The 17,423-nt window shown below is 69.6% G+C and carries 11 protein-coding genes; 4 read left to right on the forward strand and 7 right to left on the reverse strand.

All coding sequences use genetic code 11. The annotated features are described in order from the left end of the window. Positions 1–65: 65 nt before the first annotated feature. Entirely contained in the window at positions 66–1,664 is a 1,599-nt protein-coding gene (locus G4D83_RS23980; RefSeq protein WP_163867140.1) for a sigma-54-dependent Fis family transcriptional regulator, read from the reverse strand. Positions 1,665–1,679: 15 nt separating this feature from the next. Next, positions 1,680–2,513 carry an MBL fold metallo-hydrolase gene (locus G4D83_RS23985; RefSeq protein ID WP_163867141.1) on the reverse strand — a complete coding sequence of 278 codons (834 nt, stop codon included), beginning with the start codon at positions 2,511–2,513 and terminating at the stop codon, positions 1,680–1,682. A gap of 300 nt (positions 2,514–2,813) precedes the next feature. Between G4D83_RS23985 and G4D83_RS23990 the strand changes: the two genes are divergently transcribed. Further along, on the forward strand, positions 2,814–3,578 hold the full coding sequence (locus tag G4D83_RS23990) for a ParA family protein (RefSeq protein ID WP_205522699.1): 765 nt from the start codon (positions 2,814–2,816) through the stop codon (positions 3,576–3,578). 57 nt (positions 3,579–3,635) lie between these two features. On the opposite strand, the gene rnk is transcribed toward G4D83_RS23990, so the two are convergent. From rnk to gltB, 5 genes are all read right to left on the reverse strand, one after another. Continuing rightward, a complete protein-coding gene (gene rnk, locus G4D83_RS23995) occupies positions 3,636–4,052 on the reverse strand; it encodes a nucleoside diphosphate kinase regulator (RefSeq protein ID WP_163867142.1) in 417 nt (138 codons plus the stop codon). 103 nt (positions 4,053–4,155) lie between these two features. Continuing rightward, entirely contained in the window at positions 4,156–6,960 is a 2,805-nt protein-coding gene (locus G4D83_RS24000) for an ELWxxDGT repeat protein (protein ID WP_163867143.1), read from the reverse strand. Positions 6,961–7,097: 137 nt separating this feature from the next. Further along, complete coding sequence (locus tag G4D83_RS24005) at positions 7,098–7,505, reverse strand: hypothetical protein (RefSeq protein WP_163867144.1); 408 nt, start codon at positions 7,503–7,505, stop codon at positions 7,098–7,100. 456 nt (positions 7,506–7,961) lie between these two features. After that, complete coding sequence (locus G4D83_RS24010) at positions 7,962–9,422, reverse strand: glutamate synthase subunit beta (protein ID WP_163867145.1); 1,461 nt, start codon at positions 9,420–9,422, stop codon at positions 7,962–7,964. A gap of 3 nt (positions 9,423–9,425) precedes the next feature. Next, positions 9,426–13,985, reverse strand: a complete 4,560-nt coding sequence (gene gltB, locus G4D83_RS24015; RefSeq protein ID WP_163867146.1) for a glutamate synthase large subunit — start codon at positions 13,983–13,985, stop codon at positions 9,426–9,428. A gap of 313 nt (positions 13,986–14,298) precedes the next feature. On the opposite strand from gltB, the gene G4D83_RS24020 reads away from it, so the two are divergent. The 3 genes from G4D83_RS24020 to G4D83_RS24030 all read left to right on the forward strand — a co-directional run bounded on the left by G4D83_RS24020 (position 14,299) and on the right by G4D83_RS24030 (position 17,412). Next, positions 14,299–14,787, forward strand: a complete 489-nt coding sequence (locus G4D83_RS24020; RefSeq protein WP_163867147.1) for an NUDIX hydrolase — start codon at positions 14,299–14,301, stop codon at positions 14,785–14,787. A 136-nt stretch (positions 14,788–14,923) separates the two neighbouring features. Further along, positions 14,924–15,784, forward strand: a complete 861-nt coding sequence (locus G4D83_RS24025; RefSeq protein WP_163867148.1) for an energy transducer TonB — start codon at positions 14,924–14,926, stop codon at positions 15,782–15,784. A gap of 8 nt (positions 15,785–15,792) precedes the next feature. Continuing rightward, positions 15,793–17,412, forward strand: coding sequence for a PepSY-associated TM helix domain-containing protein (locus G4D83_RS24030; protein ID WP_163867149.1), 1,620 nt, complete (start codon positions 15,793–15,795; stop codon positions 17,410–17,412). Positions 17,413–17,423: the final 11 nt, after the last annotated feature.

Here is a 17,423-nt window from a genome sequence, read left to right on the forward strand (position 1 = left end):
GGCTTCGAGGTGGAGTCCCCGGCTGGCCGCCTGGGCGAGCGGGTGTGAGCGCGCGGCGCGGGAGGTCACACCTCGTCGCCGAGGCCGTATTCCTTGAGCTTCCGGGCGAGCGTATTGCGGCCAATCTCCAGCACCTTCGCCGCGGCGGTGCGGTTGCCCTTCACCGAGTCCAGGACGCGGAGGATGTGGAGGCGCTCCACCTCCGACAGTGGCAGGAGGGAGGCTTCGGCGGAGGAGGACGGGCTGGCCATGGTGCGAGCGGGGTCCGCCATCGACTGGGGCGCCGCGCCCGTGGGAGGCAGTCGGTCCATGTCCGGCAGGGGCAGGTGCTCCTCGAGGATTTCGCCCTCGCACAGCACCACCGCGCTCTCGATGCAGTTCTCCAACTCGCGCACGTTGCCGGGCCAGCGGTAGCGCTTGAGGCGCTCCAGCGCGAGCGGACTGAGTCGGGGCGCGGGCAGCCGGTGACGACGCGCGACGGTGGCGACGAAGTGACGGGCCAGGCGCTCGATGTCCTCCGCGCCGCGCTCGCGCAGCGGGGGCAGGACGACCTCGACGACCTTGATGCGGTAGTAGAGGTCCTCGCGGAAGCGGCCCTCCGCCACCATGCGCGCCAAATCTCGATGCGTGGCCGCGACGATGCGCACGTCCACCTTGATGGCCTGGGTGCCGCCCACGCGCTCGAACTCGCGGTCCTGGATGACGCGCAGGAGCTTGCCCTGCACGGGCAGGGGCAACTCGCCAATCTCGTCGATGAAGACGGTGCCGTTGTCCGCCGCCTCGAACTTGCCGGGCATGCGGTGGTCCGCGCCGGTGTAGGCGCCGCGCTCGTGGCCGAACAGCTCGTTCTCGATGAGCGTGGCGGGCAGTGCGGCGCAGTCGACCTTGATGAAGGGCTTGTCGCGGCGGGGCCCGTTGACATGCACCGCGCGGGCGAAGAGCTCCTTGCCGCTGCCGCTCTCTCCGCGCAGCAGCACCGTGGCGTCGGTGGGCGCGGCCTTGCGCACCAGCCGGTAGATGGCCTGGAGCTGCGGGGACTCGCCGATGATGCGGTTGAAGAAGTAGCCGACGGGCGCCTGGGGCTGGTCCTTCGCGCGCTGCAGCTCCTGGTACAGGCTGGTGCTCTGCAGGGCGGTGCTCACCTGCGAGGCAATCGCGTCGAGCCGCTCCGTGTCCTCCGGGGTGAAGCGATCTCCTCCGCGGCGGTTGAGCACCTGGAGCACGCCGTACAGCGCGCCGTCCGCGTCGCGCAGGGGCACCGCGAGCAGGCTCGTGGTGCGGTAGCCCGTCATCCGGTCGATGTCCGCGAAGAAGCGCTGCTCTCCGCGCGGGTCCGGGACGTTGATGGGGTGGCCTTCCTGGGCCACGGTGCCCGCCACGCCTTGGCCCAGCTTCACGCGAATCTGCGACACCTCTGGCAGGTGCGCGGCGCGGCTGAACAGCTCCCGGCGCGCCGGGTCCAACAGCCACAGCGTCCCCCGGTCCGCCTGCATGGTGGCGGCGATGCGGTCCATCAACGTCTGGAGGAACGCATCCAGGTCCACCTCCCTCCCGACGAGCGCCCCGAAGGGGAGGAGGACCTGGGTGATGTCCGCGGCAGGGGGCATGGTGGGCAGGGGCGGGAGGATGAAGGCCGACGCGTCACCATAGCATTCGAGTGCCATCGTCCGGCCCACCTCTCAGGCCGCTCGGCCCAACACCAGTCGCTGGCCCTCGCGCGCCGGCTCGCACACGGGGAAGAGGGTGCGCGCCTGCTCGGCCATGTCCTCCAGCGTCTCGTCCGTGTGCGCCGGGTCATGGTGGAACAGGCACAGCCGCCGCGCGCCCACCGTCTTCGCCACGTCCGCCGCGTCCATCATCGTCGAGTGGCCCCAGCCCTTCTTGGGGATTCCCTTGCGGCCGTCGTACTCCTCGGGCGTGTACTGCGCGTCGAGGCACAGCACGTCCGCGCCCTCGAACCAGCGCGCGACTTCCGGCGTCAGGTCCTTGCGGCACAGCTCCACGTCCGTGGCGTAGATGAACGAATGCCCATCCGCCTCCACCCGGTACGCCAGGCACCCCTGGGGGTGCGGCACGTCGATGGGCGTCACCTTGAAGGGCCCGACCTCCACCGTCTTGCCGTGAATCGCGGACAGGAAGTCCATCCGCGAGCGCATGATGCTCAGCGGCACCGGGAAGTGCGGCGGCTGCATCTGCGCCGCGAGCTCCGACTGGAGCGCCTGCGCGCCATTCGCGCCGGGGCCGTACATCGTCAGCTCCGTGGTGGGCAGGTACGCGGGCGTGAAGAAGGGGAAGCCCTGCACGTGGTCCCAATGCAGGTGCGAGAAGAACATCGCGACCTTGTGCGGCGGGCCCTCGCGCATCATCACCTCACCCAGCGCCCGGATGCCCGTGCCCGCATCGAGGATCAACCGGTGACCCTGGCTCGTCACCTCGACGCACGCCGTGTTGCCGCCGATGCGTGAACCCGAGACCGCGATGCTCCCTCGAACGCCGTAGAACCGGATATCCATGACGACCTCCTGAAATTTGGAGGGCCTCCGTGAGGACGCCCTGATGCCCCCGTGCTTGAGCACGTGGGATGCCATGTCCAAGTGGCTGTAATTATTGACGGGAGGTCTGACATTGCGGGGCACCGCACCATTCTGGAGCGCCCCTGGATGGTGCGGCCGTACCATTCCGGAGCGTCCGGAATTATCGGGAGTTCCGACTAACGAATGGGGTGGAGCGAGGCCCTCCTGACGCGGCAGCGGGGTCCTCCGAGGGCTCCGGGGCCGGTCGCCCGCGTGGGAGATCCGGTATAGGACGGAGCCATGGCGTTGATTGCGTTCTGCACCATCAAGGGCGGCGTGGGGAAGACGACGCTCTGCGCGCACGTGGCCTCCGCGATGGCGGACATGGGCAAGCGCGTGCTGCTGTTGGACCTGGATCCGCAGGCACACGCGTCGCTCGTGCTGGGGCTGGAGAGTCGCGAGGGGCCGTGTGTCGCGGAGGCTTTGGGCGCGCGGCCCAAGTACCGGTTGGACCAGGTGGTGGTGGCGTCACCGAAGCGGCCCACGCTCTTCATCGCTCCGGCCGCGCCGCGCATGGCGGCGATGGAGCGCGAGCTGTTCCAGTGGGGACACCGCCTCCAGGCGATTCCCCGCGCGCTGAAGACGCTGAGCTGGACGCCGGACGTCATCATCGCGGACACGCCGCCGAGCCTCGGCGCGTACACGGAGGCGGTGCTGGGCTTCTCCGACCTCGTCGTGGCGCCGGTGCCCACGGGGGCCTTCGCGCTCCAGGGCCTGGGGGAAATCGAGGCCGCGTGGCGCGACGTTCGCGAGCAGCAGGGCGGCGAACTGGTGGCAGTGGTGAACCTGTGGGACCGGCGCACCACGGCGACCAACGAGGCGATGGAGGAGGCACTGAAGGACTCGACGGTGCCGGTGCTGCGCGCGCGGATTCCGCGCTCGGAGTCCATCAATCAAGCGGGGCTGGGCTACGAGGTGGTCTTCGACACGAGCCCCACGGCGCCGGGTGTCGAGGAGCTGCGGGCCCTGGCGCAGGAGCTGGCGAAGCGCGTGGGCCTGCGCTGACCCTGGCGTGGGCACCCGCCCCGGGAGCACGGGACGGGCGCCTTCGCTCGAATCAAATCAGAGGTGGTAGTGGCCCGCGGCCTCGGGCTGGTAGGGCACGGCGACGATGCGCAGTCGCTTGGTGCGCCCGCTCGGCAGCGGCCAGGCGATGGACTGCCCCACGGACAGGCCGATGAGGGCGCTGCCGATGGGGGCGAGCACGGAGATGCGGCCCTCGTCGCTCTTCGCGTCCCTCGGGTAGACGAGCGTCACCTGACGCTGCTCGCCGGTCTGCTCGTCCTCGAACAGCACGGTGCTGTTCATCGTCACGACGCTGGGGGGAACCGTCTCCGAGGCCACCACCTGGGCCCGGGACAGCTCCGAATCAAGCATCTCCGCGAGCTCGGCCGTGCGGCCCCCTCCATGGTGGTCGATGACCTGGCGCAGACGCTCCAGGTCGGTCTCAGTCACGATGAGGGACTGCTCGCTGGTCATGTCGATGGCTCCGTGAAAATAGAGAACGAGAATAGGGTCAACACGTCGGCAACGGCTGGCGGAAACATCTATTCCCGGCGAGCCCGGAGAGCCATTCGGGGGCTCAGCCGCCGTCGTCCGGGAGCTTCAGCACCCACCACTCGATTCCCTGCGCGCCGTCGTCCGCGAGGAAGAAGACCTTCCGCTCCGCGCGCGTGAAGAAGTACGGGAACGAGCCGAGCTGTCCCGGCGCCAGCTCCTGTCGCAACCGCGTGCCTGGCCTGGTGCCGTCGGTCTCCCAGAGCTCCGCGCCGTTGATGCCGTCGTCCGCGTGGAAGAGCGCTGTCGTGCCCACGCCCGTCATCCAGCGAGGCTCCGAGTGCGCGGGGCCCGGATGGATGTCCTTCACGAGGAAGGCGCTGCCCGGAGCGCCGCCAGTACGCCACAGCTCGATGCCATGGGTGCCGTCATCGGCGCTGAAGAGCACGCTCGAACCGAGCGCTCCGAACCAGAGGGGATAGGAACCCTCCGGACCTGGCTGCACGTCGAAGGCGAGCGCGGTGCCGCTCCCGGTGCCGTCGCTGACCCAGGGCTCGCGGCCCGTGTCGGGGTCCGCCGCCGCGAAGAAGACGCGGTCTCCCGCCACCGTGAAGGTGTCCGCGAAGGAGCTGCTCGGGCCCGGCCAGATATCCCGAAGGAGCCGGGTGCCCGCCTCGGTGCCGTCGCTGACCCAGGGCTCCTCGCCGTGCTCCTCCTCGTTGGCGGTGAAGACGAGCAACGAACCGAGCGCGGTGAGCGACGTGGGGAACGAGCCGACCGGACCCACGAAGATGTCCTTCAGCACGTGTGTCCCGGCCTCGGTGCCGTCGCTGACGCCCAGCTCCCAGCCGAGGCCAGGGAAGTTCGCGAGGAAGAAGATGCGCGAGCCCACCACCGTGAGCGCGCGCGGCGAGCTGTCCTCCGCGCCGGGGGCCAGGTCCTTGACGAGCGTGGTGCCCGCCGTGGTGCCGTCGGTGCGCCACAGCTCCTCGCCGTGGCTCGCGTCGCGGGCATTGAAGTACGCGAAGCCATCCAGCACGACGGGCGTCCCTTCGCCCTGGCTGCTGCCGGAGCCGGGTCGCAGGTCCTTCACCAACACGGTGCCTTCGGCGGTGCCGTCGGTGCGCCACAGCTCGCGGCCGCGGATGCCATCGTCCGCGAAGAAGAGGACCCGCGGGCCGACGACGAAGAAGTCGGAGGGCTCGGAGCCCAGGGGGCCGGGTCGCAGGTCCTTGATGAGCACGGTGCCCTCGGGCGTCCCGTTGGTGCGCCACGGCTCCTGGCCGATGCTGCCGTCGTCGGCGTCGAAGTAGAGCGTGTCGCCTCGGGTCGTCCACGCGCGGGTGTTGGCGCCGCCCGGCCCCGGGAAGAGGTCCTGGATGAGCCGGGCAGAGGGGATGGACTGCAGCGTGTCCTCGTCATCGCCCGTCCACAGCAGGCGCCGGGTGGCGACGCGGAAGTCGTAGCCCACGTCTCGCGCCCACAGCTCCGCGCCGGTGCCTCGCTCGTTCGCGGTGAAGAACACGCGCCGACCGCTGACGGTGAAGTCGCGCGCGGCGGACGAGAATGCACCTGGGGCCAGGTCCTCCAGTCGGGAGGTGCCGCGTCCGGAGCCATTGCTGCTCCAGGGCTCGTGTCCCTTCCCGGGCTCGTGCGCGGAGAAGTAGAGCCGGCCCTTGGCTTCGCGCAGGAATGCGAGGGCGGAGCCCCGTGAGCCGGGGACGATGTCCTTGACGAGCACGGTGCCTTCGGGCGTGCCGTCCGTGCGCCACAGCTCGTCGCCGTGCTCGGGAGTCCAGGCGGAGAAGTAGAGGCGCCCCTCCATTGTGGTGAGCTCACGGGGGTTGGAGCTGGCGGGGCCCTGCGCGATGTCGCGCACGGGGAAGGTGCCGAGCACGGAGCCATCGCTGCGCCACAGCTCATCGCCGTGGTCGGGGAAGCTGGTGACGAAGAAGAAGAGGTTGCCAGCGGCGCGCACTCTCAAGGGCCCATCGTAGGAGGGGAACGGGATGTCCCTGAGTCGCACCGTGCCGTTCATTCCGCCGTCGCTCGTCCAGAGCGCGAGTGTCGAGGGGCCGCCGGGAACGTCCTCGTCCTGCTCGTAGCTCACGAAGAAGAAGAGGCGTCCGTTCACCTCGGTAAGCGCCCTGGGGCGCACGATGACGCCAGGCGGGGCGTCGATGCCCTTCACGGCGACGGTGCCACCAGTGGTGCCGTCGCTGCTCCAGAGGACGCGGTCGACGAAGAAGTAGAGCCGGCCTTGCGCCGCGACGAGCGGAGAGGGGTAGGCGCCAGAGGGACCTTCCGCGATGTCCCTCACCAGCGCGGTGCCCGCCTCGGTGCCATCCGTGCGCCACAGCTCGATACCGGATTGGCCATCATGGGCGAGGAAGAAGAGGTGCTCGCCGAGCTGGATGAGGCTCTCTGGATTTGAGCCCAGTGTGCCGGGCCGCAGGTCCACGACCATGCGGGTGTTCGAGGCCTTGCCGTCGCTGCGCCACAGCTCCTCTCCGTGCACGCCGTCATGGGCGACGAAGTAGAGCGTGTTCCCGACGGCGGTGAGTTCGCGAGGCTCCGAGCCGAGGGGACCTGGGCGGAGGTCCTTGACGAGCAGGGTGCCCCGGTCCGAGCCGTCGCTCTTGAAGAGCTCTGCGCCTCGCGAGCGGTCCGTGGCGACGAAGAAGAGGAGCCCGTTGACGTCGGTCAGCTCGCGCGGACCGGAGCTGAGGCGGCCTCCCGCGATGTCGTCCACGGGGTACGGCGAGTCCATCACGTCGGGGGTGGCACCCAGCCTTCCCGTCGACAAGGTGTCCGCGTCTCCACCTCCACAACAGAGGGCGGAGACCAGCAGCGTGAGGAATAATGACAAAGGCAGGAGCGGCAACGCCATGATAGACACCGTTCTTCGCGCGACATTGCTCGCGCGAGTGGGCGCCAAAGGTGGCTCGCTCCGGCCTCGTGAGAAGCCTCCCTCCGAGGGTAGAAAACCATCTGGAATTGGATTGTCTGAATCCGTGAGTGATTGCTTCAGAACCTCGGTCTGGCGGATGAGATGGGGGCAAGGGCCGTATCGATGGTGACCGACTCCAGGCTGCCGTGGAGCCGGATTCCCTCCGTGCCCCCCGCGGGGCAGTTCTCGCTGTGGCTGTACATGAAGATGCTTGCGCTTCCCATCCCTCCACCTCCTTCGTTGACGTCCACGGTCGAGGTCCCCGAATAGACCTCCAGGCCGCTGGCGTTGTATGCCTTCACGAACACTTGGTGTTGCAGCCCCACGGGGACATCCGTGATTGCGCCACGAACGGCGTCGCTCGTCACATCGAGGGACACGGGACCGATGGCTCGAACCGGTCCCTGCACAGACGCCGTCGCCGTCACGACACCGCAGGGGTCCGTCGCCAGGGGGACGGAAACCCGGACGGCGTACGTGGTCACGCCCGCATCTTGTCCTGTGACCTCATCCGCACTACAGGCCACGAGCAGCGCACAGCTTCCCCCCAGCATCACATTCCACATGGCTCGCTGCATATGTCCTCTCGGGTCGGGCATGGCCTCGCGTTCGGGCAGATAGGCAAAACGAATGAACGCGATGATGAGAGTAGAGGGGAGGGGCCCGCCTCGGTCAAATGGCTGTCGCCGGATACAATCGCGTCGTCAGGACCTCCCAAGAGCAGACGGTGCACGTGCCTCTGCACGCTGTGCAGCGGAAGCGACCCACGGGCACCACTCGCTCCAGCGCAGGGCGGCCCACCCCGGGAGCCCCTCTCTCCTCGGGGCCCATCCAATACCAACCCACTTCAGTTGATGCGCGCCAGGCTGTCGTGGGCCCGCAGTCCCAGCCTCTTCCAGGTCAGGACTGTCGTGTGGCCTCGCGGGGGGCTCCACGAACGCTCAGAACGGACTGTCCGCGCCGCGCGTCGGCAACACCGACACGCCGCCGGACAGGTATGCGTCGATGGACTTCGCCGCCTCACGTCCGTCGGACAGCGCCCAGACGATGAGGCTCGCGCCCCGGCTGGCGTCCCCCGCGCTGTAGACGCCGTCCGCCGAGGTGGCGAAGCGCTTGTCCACCTGCACCGTGCCGCGAGGCGAGAGCGCCACGCCCAGGTCGTCCACCAGTCCCGTCGTCTCCGGGCCGGTGAAGCCCATCGCCAGAATCAGCAGGTCCACCTCGAGCGTCGTCTCGGAGCCTGCAACCTCCACCAACCTCGGGCCTCCTCCGACGGCGCGCTGCACCTCCACCTTCACGGCGTGCAGGGTCTCCAGCTTCCCGTCCGTGCCGACCAGTCGCTTCGTCTGCATCGCGAAGCCGCGCTCGCCGCCTTCCTCCTGGCTCGACGAGGTGCGGAAGACCACGGGCCACCGGGGCCATGGATTGTCGAGCGCGCGCACGGACGGAGGCGCGGGGAACAACTCAATCTGCTGCACGCTCTTCGCGCCCTGCCGCAGCGCCGTGCCCAGGCAGTCCGAGCCCGTGTCACCACCGCCCAGGATGACCACGCGCTTGCCCGCGGCGTTCAGTCGCGCCTGCTCTTCGCCATGCCCACCCACGAGCCGGTTCTGGTGCTCCAGGTACTCCATGGCCTGCACCACGCCGCTCAGCTCGCGACCAGGCACCTCCAGCTCACGAGCCCGTCGAGCCCCCATCGCCAGCAGCAGCGCGTCATGTCGCCCACGCAACTCGCGGAAGCTCACCGAGCCACCCACGTCCACGCCGGTGCGGAACACCACGCCCTCCGCCTCCATCAGTGCGATACGCCGGTCCACCACGGACTTCTCCAGCTTGAAGTCCGGAATGCCGTAGCGCAGCAGTCCACCGGCCCGAGCGTCGCGCTCGTACACGGTGACGCTGTGCCCGGCCGCGTTGAGCTGCGCCGCCGCGGCCAGTCCCGCGGGCCCCGAGCCCACGACGCCCACGGTGCGCCCCGTGCGCCGCGTGGGAGGCCGGGGCTTCACCCAGCCCTCCGCGAAGGCGCGCTCGGAGATCTCCTTCTCCATCTGCTCGATGGTCACCGCGTCGCTGTCGATGGCCAGCACGCACGCGGCCTCGCACGGCGCGGGGCACAGCCGGCCCGTCATCTCCGGGAAGCCGTTGGTGCGCGAGAGGATGTCGTATGCCTCGCGCCAGCGGCCCCGATACACGGCCTCGTTGAAGTCCGGGATGAGGTTTCCCAGGGGACATCCCTGGTGACAGAAGGGGACGCCACAGTCCATGCAGCGTCCGGCCTGTCGCTTCGCCTCCTCGGGCGCGAGGGGCAGGGCGTACTCGCGATAGTCGCCCAGCCGCTCCTGCTTCTCGCGCTTGTGCGGGTGGACGCGGTCCCACTCCATGAATCCGGTCGGCTTGCCCATGGTTCAGCCCCTCCCGCCGACGACGTGTTGGAGCTGCGCCCCCACCTGGGTCTCCGGTGGCTTCTTCGCCGCGCGTCGCGCCTGCAACACGCGCTTGTAGTCCGTCGGCATCACCTTCACGAACCGGGGCACCATCAGCTCCCAGTTGTCCAGGATCCGCCGAGCCAGCGCGCTGTGCGTGTGCCGCTGGTGTCGCTCAATCATCCCGTGCACGAGCCAGATCTCCGACTCGTCCACCAGCGACTCCAGCTCCACCATCTCCAGATTGCACCGCTGCCGGAACGTCGTCTCCCGGTCCAACACGTACGCGGTGCCGCCACTCATGCCCGCCGCGAAGTTGCGGCCCGTGGCGCCCAGCACCACCACCACGCCGCCCGTCATGTACTCGCAGCCGTGGTCTCCCACGCCTTCCACCACCGCCTGCGCGCCGCTGTTGCGCACCGCGAAGCGCTCGCCCGCGAGTCCGCGCAGGTACACCTCGCCGGCCGTGGCGCCGTAGAGGGCCGTGTTGCCCACCAGCACGTTCTCCTCCGCCACGAAGCGGCTGGACTGGTGCGGGTAGACGATGATGCGTCCGCCGGAGAGGCCCTTGCCCACGTAGTCGTTGGCATCGCCCTCCAGCTCCAGCGTCACGCCCGAGACGAGGAACGCGCCGAAGCTCTGGCCCGCCGAGCCCTTCATCCGGATGTGCAGCCGTCCATCCGGAAGCCCTCGCGCGCCGTGCCTCTTGGCAATCTCGCCCGAGAGCATGGCGCCCACCGCGCGGTGCGTGTTGCTCACCGGCCGTGTCAACAGCATGGGGGGACCACCGTCCAGCACCGCCTTCGCGTCGCGAAGCAGCTCGTGGTCCAGGTGGTCCGACACATCCTTGGAGCGGGGCACCTTGCAGTGGCGCGGCTCGCTCTCCGGCGCAGCGGGTGCGGCCAGGAGCGCGGACAGGTCCACGCGGCGCGCCTTCCAGTGGTCCACCGCCGCGCGTTGGCGCAGCAGGTCCACCCGGCCTACCAACTCCTCCAACGTCCGGGCACCCAGCGCCGCCATCTTGCGCCGCAGGTCCTCCGCGATGAGCAGGAAGAAGTTCACCACGTCCTCCGGCTTGCCCTGGAAGCGCGCGCGCAGCGCGGGGTCCTGCGTGGCGATGCCGGCCGAGCACGTGTTGAGGTGGCACTTGCGCAGCATCACGCAGCCCACGGCCACGAGGCTCGCGGTGGCCATGCCGAACTCCTCGGCGCCCAGCAGCGCGGCCACCAGCACGTCGCGCGCGGTGCGCAGGCCTCCGTCCGCCTGTACGCGGATTCGCTCGCGCAGCCCGTTGTGCACCAGCACCTGCTGCGTCTCCGCGAGCCCCAGCTCCCACGGCAGGCCCGCGTGGTGGATGCTGGAGATGGGGGACGCTCCCGTGCCGCCCTCATAGCCGGAGATGACGACGCAGCCCGCGCCCGCCTTCGCCACGCCCGCGGCGATGGTGCCCACGCCCACCTCGCTCACCAGCTTCACGCTCACCCGGGCCTTCGGGTTGGTGGACTGGAGGTCGTAGATGAGCTGCGCCAGGTCCTCGATGGAGTAGATGTCGTGGTGCGGGGGAGGGGAGATGAGCGTCACGCCCGGCGTGGACCAGCGGACCTTGGCGATGCGCTCGTCCACCTTGTGACCCGGCAGTTGTCCGCCCTCGCCGGGCTTGGCGCCCTGGGCGACCTTGATCTGCAGTTCGTCCGCGTTGACCAGGTACTCCGTGGTGACGCCGAAGCGCGCGCTCGCCACCTGTTTGATGGCGCTGCGGCGCAAGTCACCGTGCTCGTCCGGCTGGTAGCGCCGCGACTCCTCGCCGCCTTCTCCGCTGTTGGACCTGCCACCCAGCCGGTTCATCGCGATGGCCAGCGTCTCGTGGGCCTCCGCGCTGATGGAGCCGAAGGACATGGCGCCCGTGACGAAGCGGCGCGCCAGGGACAGTGCCGGCTCTACCTCCTCCACCGGGATGGGACGACAACCCTCGGTGACGACCTCCAGGAGACCGCGCAGGTTGCAGTGCTCGTGCGTCTCGTCATCCGCCAGCTTTGAGTACTCCTCGAACTGCGCCGCGTCGTTGCCACGCACCGCCGCCTGGAGCTTGGCAATCGTCGCCGGGTTCCACTTGTGTCGCTCGCCCTGCCTCCGCCAGCGGTACTGGCCACCCACGGGGACCTGACCCTCCGCCGCCTCGAAGCCTCGCGCGTGGCGTTCGGCGACTTCGCGTCCCAGCTCGGGCAGGCCCACGCCCTCCACGCGGGAGGACGTGCCGGTGAAGTGGCGCTCAATCAGGCCGCGCTGAAGCCCCACCGCCTCGAACAGTTGGGAGCCCCGGTAGGACTGGAGCGTGGAGATGCCCATCTTGGACATCACCTTCATCAGCCCTTCCTCCACGGCGTGGATGAAGCGCTCCTGCGCCTTCTCCGCGTCCACGCCCAGCTCGCCCCCGTCCGCCAGTGCCCTCACCGTGTCGAGCGCCAGGTACGGATTCACCGCCGCCGCGCCGTAGCTGAAGAGGCAGGCGAAGTGGTGCACCTCGCGCGCTTCCGCTGTCTCCAAGAGCAGGCCCGTGTACATGCGGATGCCGTCGCGGACCAGGCGCTGGTGCACCGCCGACATGGCCAGCAGCGCGGGGATGGCCCCGTGCGCGGCGTCCACGCCTCTGTCACTCAAGAGTAGGATGCTCGCGCCCGCATCCACCGCGTCCACGGCCGCCGCGCACAGCTTCTCCACCGCGACTTCCAGCGCGCCCTCGCCGCCGTTGAGCGGATAGAGCAGCGACACGCGCTTCGTCTCGAACAGACCCTCGCCGTGGATGGACGCGAGCCGCGCGAGCTGTCCGTTGGTGAGGATGGGGCCCGGCAGCGAGAGCCGGTGGCACTGCTCCGGCGTCTCCTCGAAGGTGTTGCTCTCCGGGCCCAGCGCCGTCGCCAGCGTCATCACCAGCGACTCGCGCAGCGGATCGATGGGCGGGTTGGTCACCTGCGCGAAGAGCTGGTGGAAGTACGAGAAGAGGCTGGGGGCCTGGTCGCTGAGCACCGCGAGCGGCGTGTCCGTGCCCATGGAGCCCACCGGCTCCTTGCCCGTCTCCGCCATCGGGGTGATGACCGAGCGGATGTCCTCCACCGTGTAGCCGAACGCGCCCTGCAGCCGCGTCAGCTCATCGCCGCGCAGTCGCTCCGGCGCGGCGACGGTGGGCAAGTCATCGAAGGTGAAGACGTTGCGTTGAAGCCAGCGACGGTAGGGCCAGCGCGTGCTGATGTCGCGCTTCACCTCCTCGTCCTCCAGGATGCGTCCCTCGGTGGTGTCCACCAGCAGCATGCGGCCCGGCGTCAGGCGACCCTTGCGGCGCACCTGCGAGGGCGGCACGTCGATGACGCCCGTCTCCGAGGCGAGGATGATGCGGTCATCCTCCGTGACGAGGTAGCGCGCCGGACGCAGGCCGTTGCGGTCCAACGTCGCGCCGATGAGCTGCCCGTCCGTGAAGGCGATGGCCGCGGGCCCGTCCCACGGCTCCAGCAGCGCGGAGGAGTATTCGTAGAACGCGCGCTTCTCGTCCGCCATGTGCGCGTCGCCCTCCCACGCCTCCGGAATCATCATCATCATCGCGTGGGGCAGGGTGCGGCCGCCCAGGTAGAGCAGCTCCACCATGTTGTCGAACTGGGCGGAGTCGCTCTTGCCCGGGACGATGATGGGCCACAGCGGCTCCAGGCTCCCGCCCAGTCGCGCCGTCTGGAGCAGCCCACGCCGAGCCGTCATCCAGTTGCGATTGCCACGCAGGGTATTGATTTCGCCGTTGTGCGCGATGAAGCGGAACGGTTGCGCCAGCTCCCACGTGGGGAACGTGTTGGTGGAGAAGCGCGAGTGCACCAGCCCCAGCGCGCTGACGAACTCCGTGTGCTGGAGGTCCGGGTAGAAGCGCGGCAGGTCCGCGGGGAGCAAGAGGCCCTTGTAGACGAGCGTCTCCGAGGAGAGGCTCGCCAGGTGGAAGCGGCCCTTCGGGTCCACGCCGCGCGCCAGCACGCGGTTCTCCGTCAGCTTGCGGATGCGGTACAGCTTGCGCTCGAAGGCGCTGGGCACCACGCGTCTCCGCGCGATGAACAACTGGCGGATGACGGGCGCGGCCTCGCGAGCCACCGGCCCCAGGTGCTCCGGCGCCACCGGGACGTCGCGCCAGCCGAGCACGCGCTGACCCTCCTCGGTGACGACCTCCTCCAGCACCGCCTCGCACGCGGCCCGCGCCTCCACTTCCTGCGGAAGAAATACCTGCGCCACGCCGTACTGCCGGCGCGGAGGCAGCTCGAAGCCCAGCTCCGGCGCCTCGTGCTCGAAGAAGCGGTGCGGGAGCTGCACGAGGATGCCCGCGCCGTCTCCCGTCCGAGGGTCCTTCCCCGCCGCCGCCCGGTGACTCAGACGGTTGAGCAGCTCCAGGGCGTCCTCGACGATGCCTCGAGAGCGCTCACCTCGCAGGTGAGCCACGAAGCCCACTCCGCAGGCGTCGTGTTCGGTCTCAGGCTCATAGAGGCCGTACCGGCCAGGGGGGAGGGTCGCGGTCATCAACTTCCCCTTTCCCGCGTGACGCGGGATGTCGTCGCTGTTGTCGCTACACGCTAACGCGACGCGTTGACTCCCGTAAAGAAGTCGCGGGCGAGGGGCCGGTGGTCGGGCGGTGGACCGAGGGGCCTTGCCGGCCACCCCCAAGCCGGAGGCTTTCGTCAATGGGTGGGCAGTCGATTGCCCTCGAGGGAGGGGCTGCCTCGACATGTCTTGGGAGGAGCCCGCCGTGGTGGGTAGACAGGGCGCGGCCGGGATTCGCTATGAAGCGGCGCCCGCGCGAGCTTCTCTCGCACGGCGTCATGAGGACCGCGCCATGCCCTACACCCCCATCATCGGCACCCTGGGCTACGTGATGTCGCCGGACCGGCAGCGGGTGCTGCTCATCCACCGCAACGCCAGGCCCGAGGATGCGCACCTGGGCAAGTACAACGGGCTGGGCGGGAAGATGGAGCGCGACGAGGACGTGGCGGCATGCATGCGCCGCGAGATTCGCGAGGAGGCGGGCATTGAATGCACCCGCATGGTCCTCCGCGGCACGCTGTCCTGGCCCGGCTTCGGCAAACACGGGGAGGACTGGCTCGGCTTCGTCTTCCGCATCGACGCCTTCGAGGGCACGCCGCTGGAGCGCAACGCGGAGGGCTCGCTGTCCTGGGTGCCGCTCACCGAGCTGCCCCACCTGCCCATGTGGGACGGAGACAGGCACTTCCTGCCGCTCGTGTTCGACGAGGACCCCCGGCCGTTTCACGGCGTCATGCCGTATTCCGGGGGACGCGCGTTGAGCTGGAATTACACGCGACTCTGAATCACGTGGTGTCTGGGTTGCCGCGCGGACAGTGCGTGTATTTGAGACTGTGATGAAAACAATGTGCTCGGGTTGACCGTGCGCGTTGACGAGCCCTGGCTTGTCGGCGTAGTTCTAGGTGCATCCGAATATGAGAATGATTCTCAGTTTCGATACGCCTTCCGTGGAGGGTGGCCCGCCGGCCGAGCGGAGCGCGGAGTCGTCCGGGCGGTTGTTCCGTCTGGGCGAGTCGTCGGAAAGAGAAGGTCTCTGGGTGCGCTGGGGCTGGGCGCTCGTCGCGGCGGCGGTGGTGCACGTGGGTGGAGTCGCGGTGGGGCTGGCCCTGCCCGCGCGCGCGGAGAAGGCCCCGGTGGAGGAAGAGCCGGAGTTGGTGTTCCTCTCCTTCGCGCCTCCGCCTCCCGCGCCGGGAGGCCCGTCCCGCCCCGCCTCGGCCGAGCGGGCCTCGCGACAGGCCCGTCCTCGCATGTCGCGTCCGGTGATGGCTCCTCGGGCCCTGGTACCACCGGCGCCGAAGCCCGAGGTCGTCGAGCCCACGCCGCCCGAGGAGACTCCCGCCGCACCTGAGCCGACGAGCGAGCCCGAGGCCGCCGCGGAGTCGACTTCCGAGGACGCCTCGGCGCCGAGCGTGCCGGGTGGTGTCGCTGGGGGCGTGGCGGGTGGCACGCAGGGCGGCATCGTGGGCGCGCCGGGTGGCATGGGGGAGGCGGTGGGGTTGGGGTTGGTGCTGCGGCCTCCGTCCGTCCTGAAGCAGCTCACGCCGGAGTACCCCCGACGGGCTCGCGTCGACGGCGTCCAGGGGCTCGTCCTGGTCCGCATCATCGTCGGCACCGACGGTGAGGTGGAGGCCGAGCACACGCGGATCATCCGCTCCATTCCCATGCTCGACTCGGCGGCCATCGCGGCCGTCAATCGGTGGCGGTTCTCGCCGGCCATCGGACGTCACGGCAAGCCCGTGCGTGTCATCCTCGAGCTTCCCGTCCAGTTCTCCTTGAAGTGAAGCAGGCCATGGTCCTCCCGTTCCGCAAAGCGCTCTTCTGGATTCACCTGGTCGTCGGTGTCGTCGTTGGCATCGTCGTCGCCATCATGTCGGTGACGGGGGTGGCCATCGCCTTCGAATCCCAGGTGCTCGAGTGGGCGGAGTCCGACGCTCGCACCGTGCCGGCTCCAGTGGCGGAGGCGCGGCGACTGTCCATCGAGGAGCTGGTGGCCAAGGTACGTGAGGCGAAGCCCGAGGCCCAGGTGTCGGGTGTCACGGTGTATCCGTCCGCGACGGCCGCCGCGCAGGTGGCGCTGGGGCGCAGTGGTGTCGTCTTCGTCAATCCGTACACGGGCGAGGTGCGGGAGGGTGGGGCGAAGGGATGGCGCGACTTCTTCCATGTGATGGAGGAGTGGCACCGGTGGCTCGCGACGAGCGGTGACGGTCGCCCCGTGGGCAAGGCGATCACGGGTGCGTCCAACGCGGGGTTCCTCTTCCTGGCGTTGTCGGGGCTCTACCTGTGGTGGCCGCGCAAGTGGACGCTGAAGACGGTGCGCCCGGTGGTGTGGTTTCGCGGTGGTTTGAAGGGCAAGGCGCGCGACTTCAACTGGCACAACGTCATCGGGCTCTGGAGCATGCCGGTGCTGGTCGTGCTCACGGCGTCGGGCATGGTCATCTCGTACAAGTGGGCTTCGGACTTCGTCTACACGGTGACAGGAAGCCCGGCGCCCGCGACGCAGGGGCCTCCGGGGTCCGCTGGCGTGAAGGTGACGCCGCCGGAGGGCGGAGCGCAGCGCAAGGAGTTGGGTGTGCTCCTCGCGACGGTCCAGGCGCAGGCGCCCGACTGGGCGAGCATCACGTATCGGCTGCCGTCGCCGCCCCGAGGAGCCGGTGGGCCGGGTGGACAAGGCAAGCCGTCCGAGACGCCGGCCGCGCAGTCAGCGGGAGCAGGGCAGGGCGAGGCGGGTTCTCGCACCGCGACTCCTGGTGGAGAGGGGGCGCGTCCCGCGCGCGGTGAGGCTGAGCGCACTGTCGAGAGTGGTGCACCTCGCGCCGAAGGTGAGCGTCGCGCTGAAGGCGAGCGCCGTGCCGAGGGTGCACCTCGCGCCGAAGGTGAGCGTCCCGCTGAAGGCGAGCGCCGTGCCGAGGGTGCACCTCGCGCCGAAGGTGAGCGTCCCGCTGAAGGCGAGCGCCGTGCCGAGGGTGCGCCTCGTGCCGAAGGCGAGCGTCGCGGCGAGGGTGAGCGTCGCGGCGAGGGCACGTCACGCGGAGGGAAGGGCGACTCCGACGGCAAGGTCGATGCCGTCACCTTCGCCGTGAAGCAGCAGGACGCCTGGCCGTTATTCGCGTCCACGCAGTTCTCGGTGGACCCGTTCTCCGGCGCCGTCGCGAAGCGTGAGGGCTTCGCGGACTTCAACACCGGACGCAAGCTGCGGACCTGGCTGCGCTTCCTCCACACCGGAGAAGCACTCGGTTGGGTGGGCCAGCTCATCGCGGCCCTCGCTTCGTTGGGCGGTGCCTTCCTCGTGTGGACTGGCCTCGCGCTGTCGTGGCGACGCTTCTTCCCGAAGCGCCGGCCCGAGACTTCGACGCCTGTGTCAGCAGCACCCGAGCCCGCGCCCGCGAGCTCGTCGGAGACCCCCGCCTAGGACACCTCGAA

It is taken from the genome of Myxococcus eversor (assembly GCF_010894455.1).
Lineage (GTDB): Bacteria > Myxococcota > Myxococcia > Myxococcales > Myxococcaceae > Myxococcus > Myxococcus eversor.

Excerpts from the sequence above, each read along its gene's own strand:
- G4D83_RS24025 (WP_163867148.1), top strand. The coding sequence starts at position 14,924 with ATGATTCTCAGTTTCGATACGCCTTCCGTGGAGGGTGGCCCGCCGGCC.
- G4D83_RS24000 (WP_163867143.1), bottom strand. The coding sequence starts at position 6,960 with ATGGCGTTGCCGCTCCTGCCTTTGTCATTATTCCTCACGCTGCTGGTC.
- rnk (WP_163867142.1), bottom strand. The coding sequence starts at position 4,052 with ATGACCAGCGAGCAGTCCCTCATCGTGACTGAGACCGACCTGGAGCGT.
- G4D83_RS23980 (WP_163867140.1), bottom strand. The coding sequence starts at position 1,664 with ATGGCACTCGAATGCTATGGTGACGCGTCGGCCTTCATCCTCCCGCCC.
- gltB (WP_163867146.1), bottom strand. The coding sequence starts at position 13,985 with ATGACCGCGACCCTCCCCCCTGGCCGGTACGGCCTCTATGAGCCTGAG.
- G4D83_RS24020 (WP_163867147.1), top strand. The coding sequence starts at position 14,299 with ATGCCCTACACCCCCATCATCGGCACCCTGGGCTACGTGATGTCGCCG.
- G4D83_RS23990 (WP_205522699.1), top strand. The coding sequence starts at position 2,814 with ATGGCGTTGATTGCGTTCTGCACCATCAAGGGCGGCGTGGGGAAGACG.
- G4D83_RS24010 (WP_163867145.1), bottom strand. The coding sequence starts at position 9,422 with ATGGGCAAGCCGACCGGATTCATGGAGTGGGACCGCGTCCACCCGCAC.
- G4D83_RS24030 (WP_163867149.1), top strand. The coding sequence starts at position 15,793 with ATGGTCCTCCCGTTCCGCAAAGCGCTCTTCTGGATTCACCTGGTCGTC.
- G4D83_RS23985 (WP_163867141.1), bottom strand. The coding sequence starts at position 2,513 with ATGGATATCCGGTTCTACGGCGTTCGAGGGAGCATCGCGGTCTCGGGT.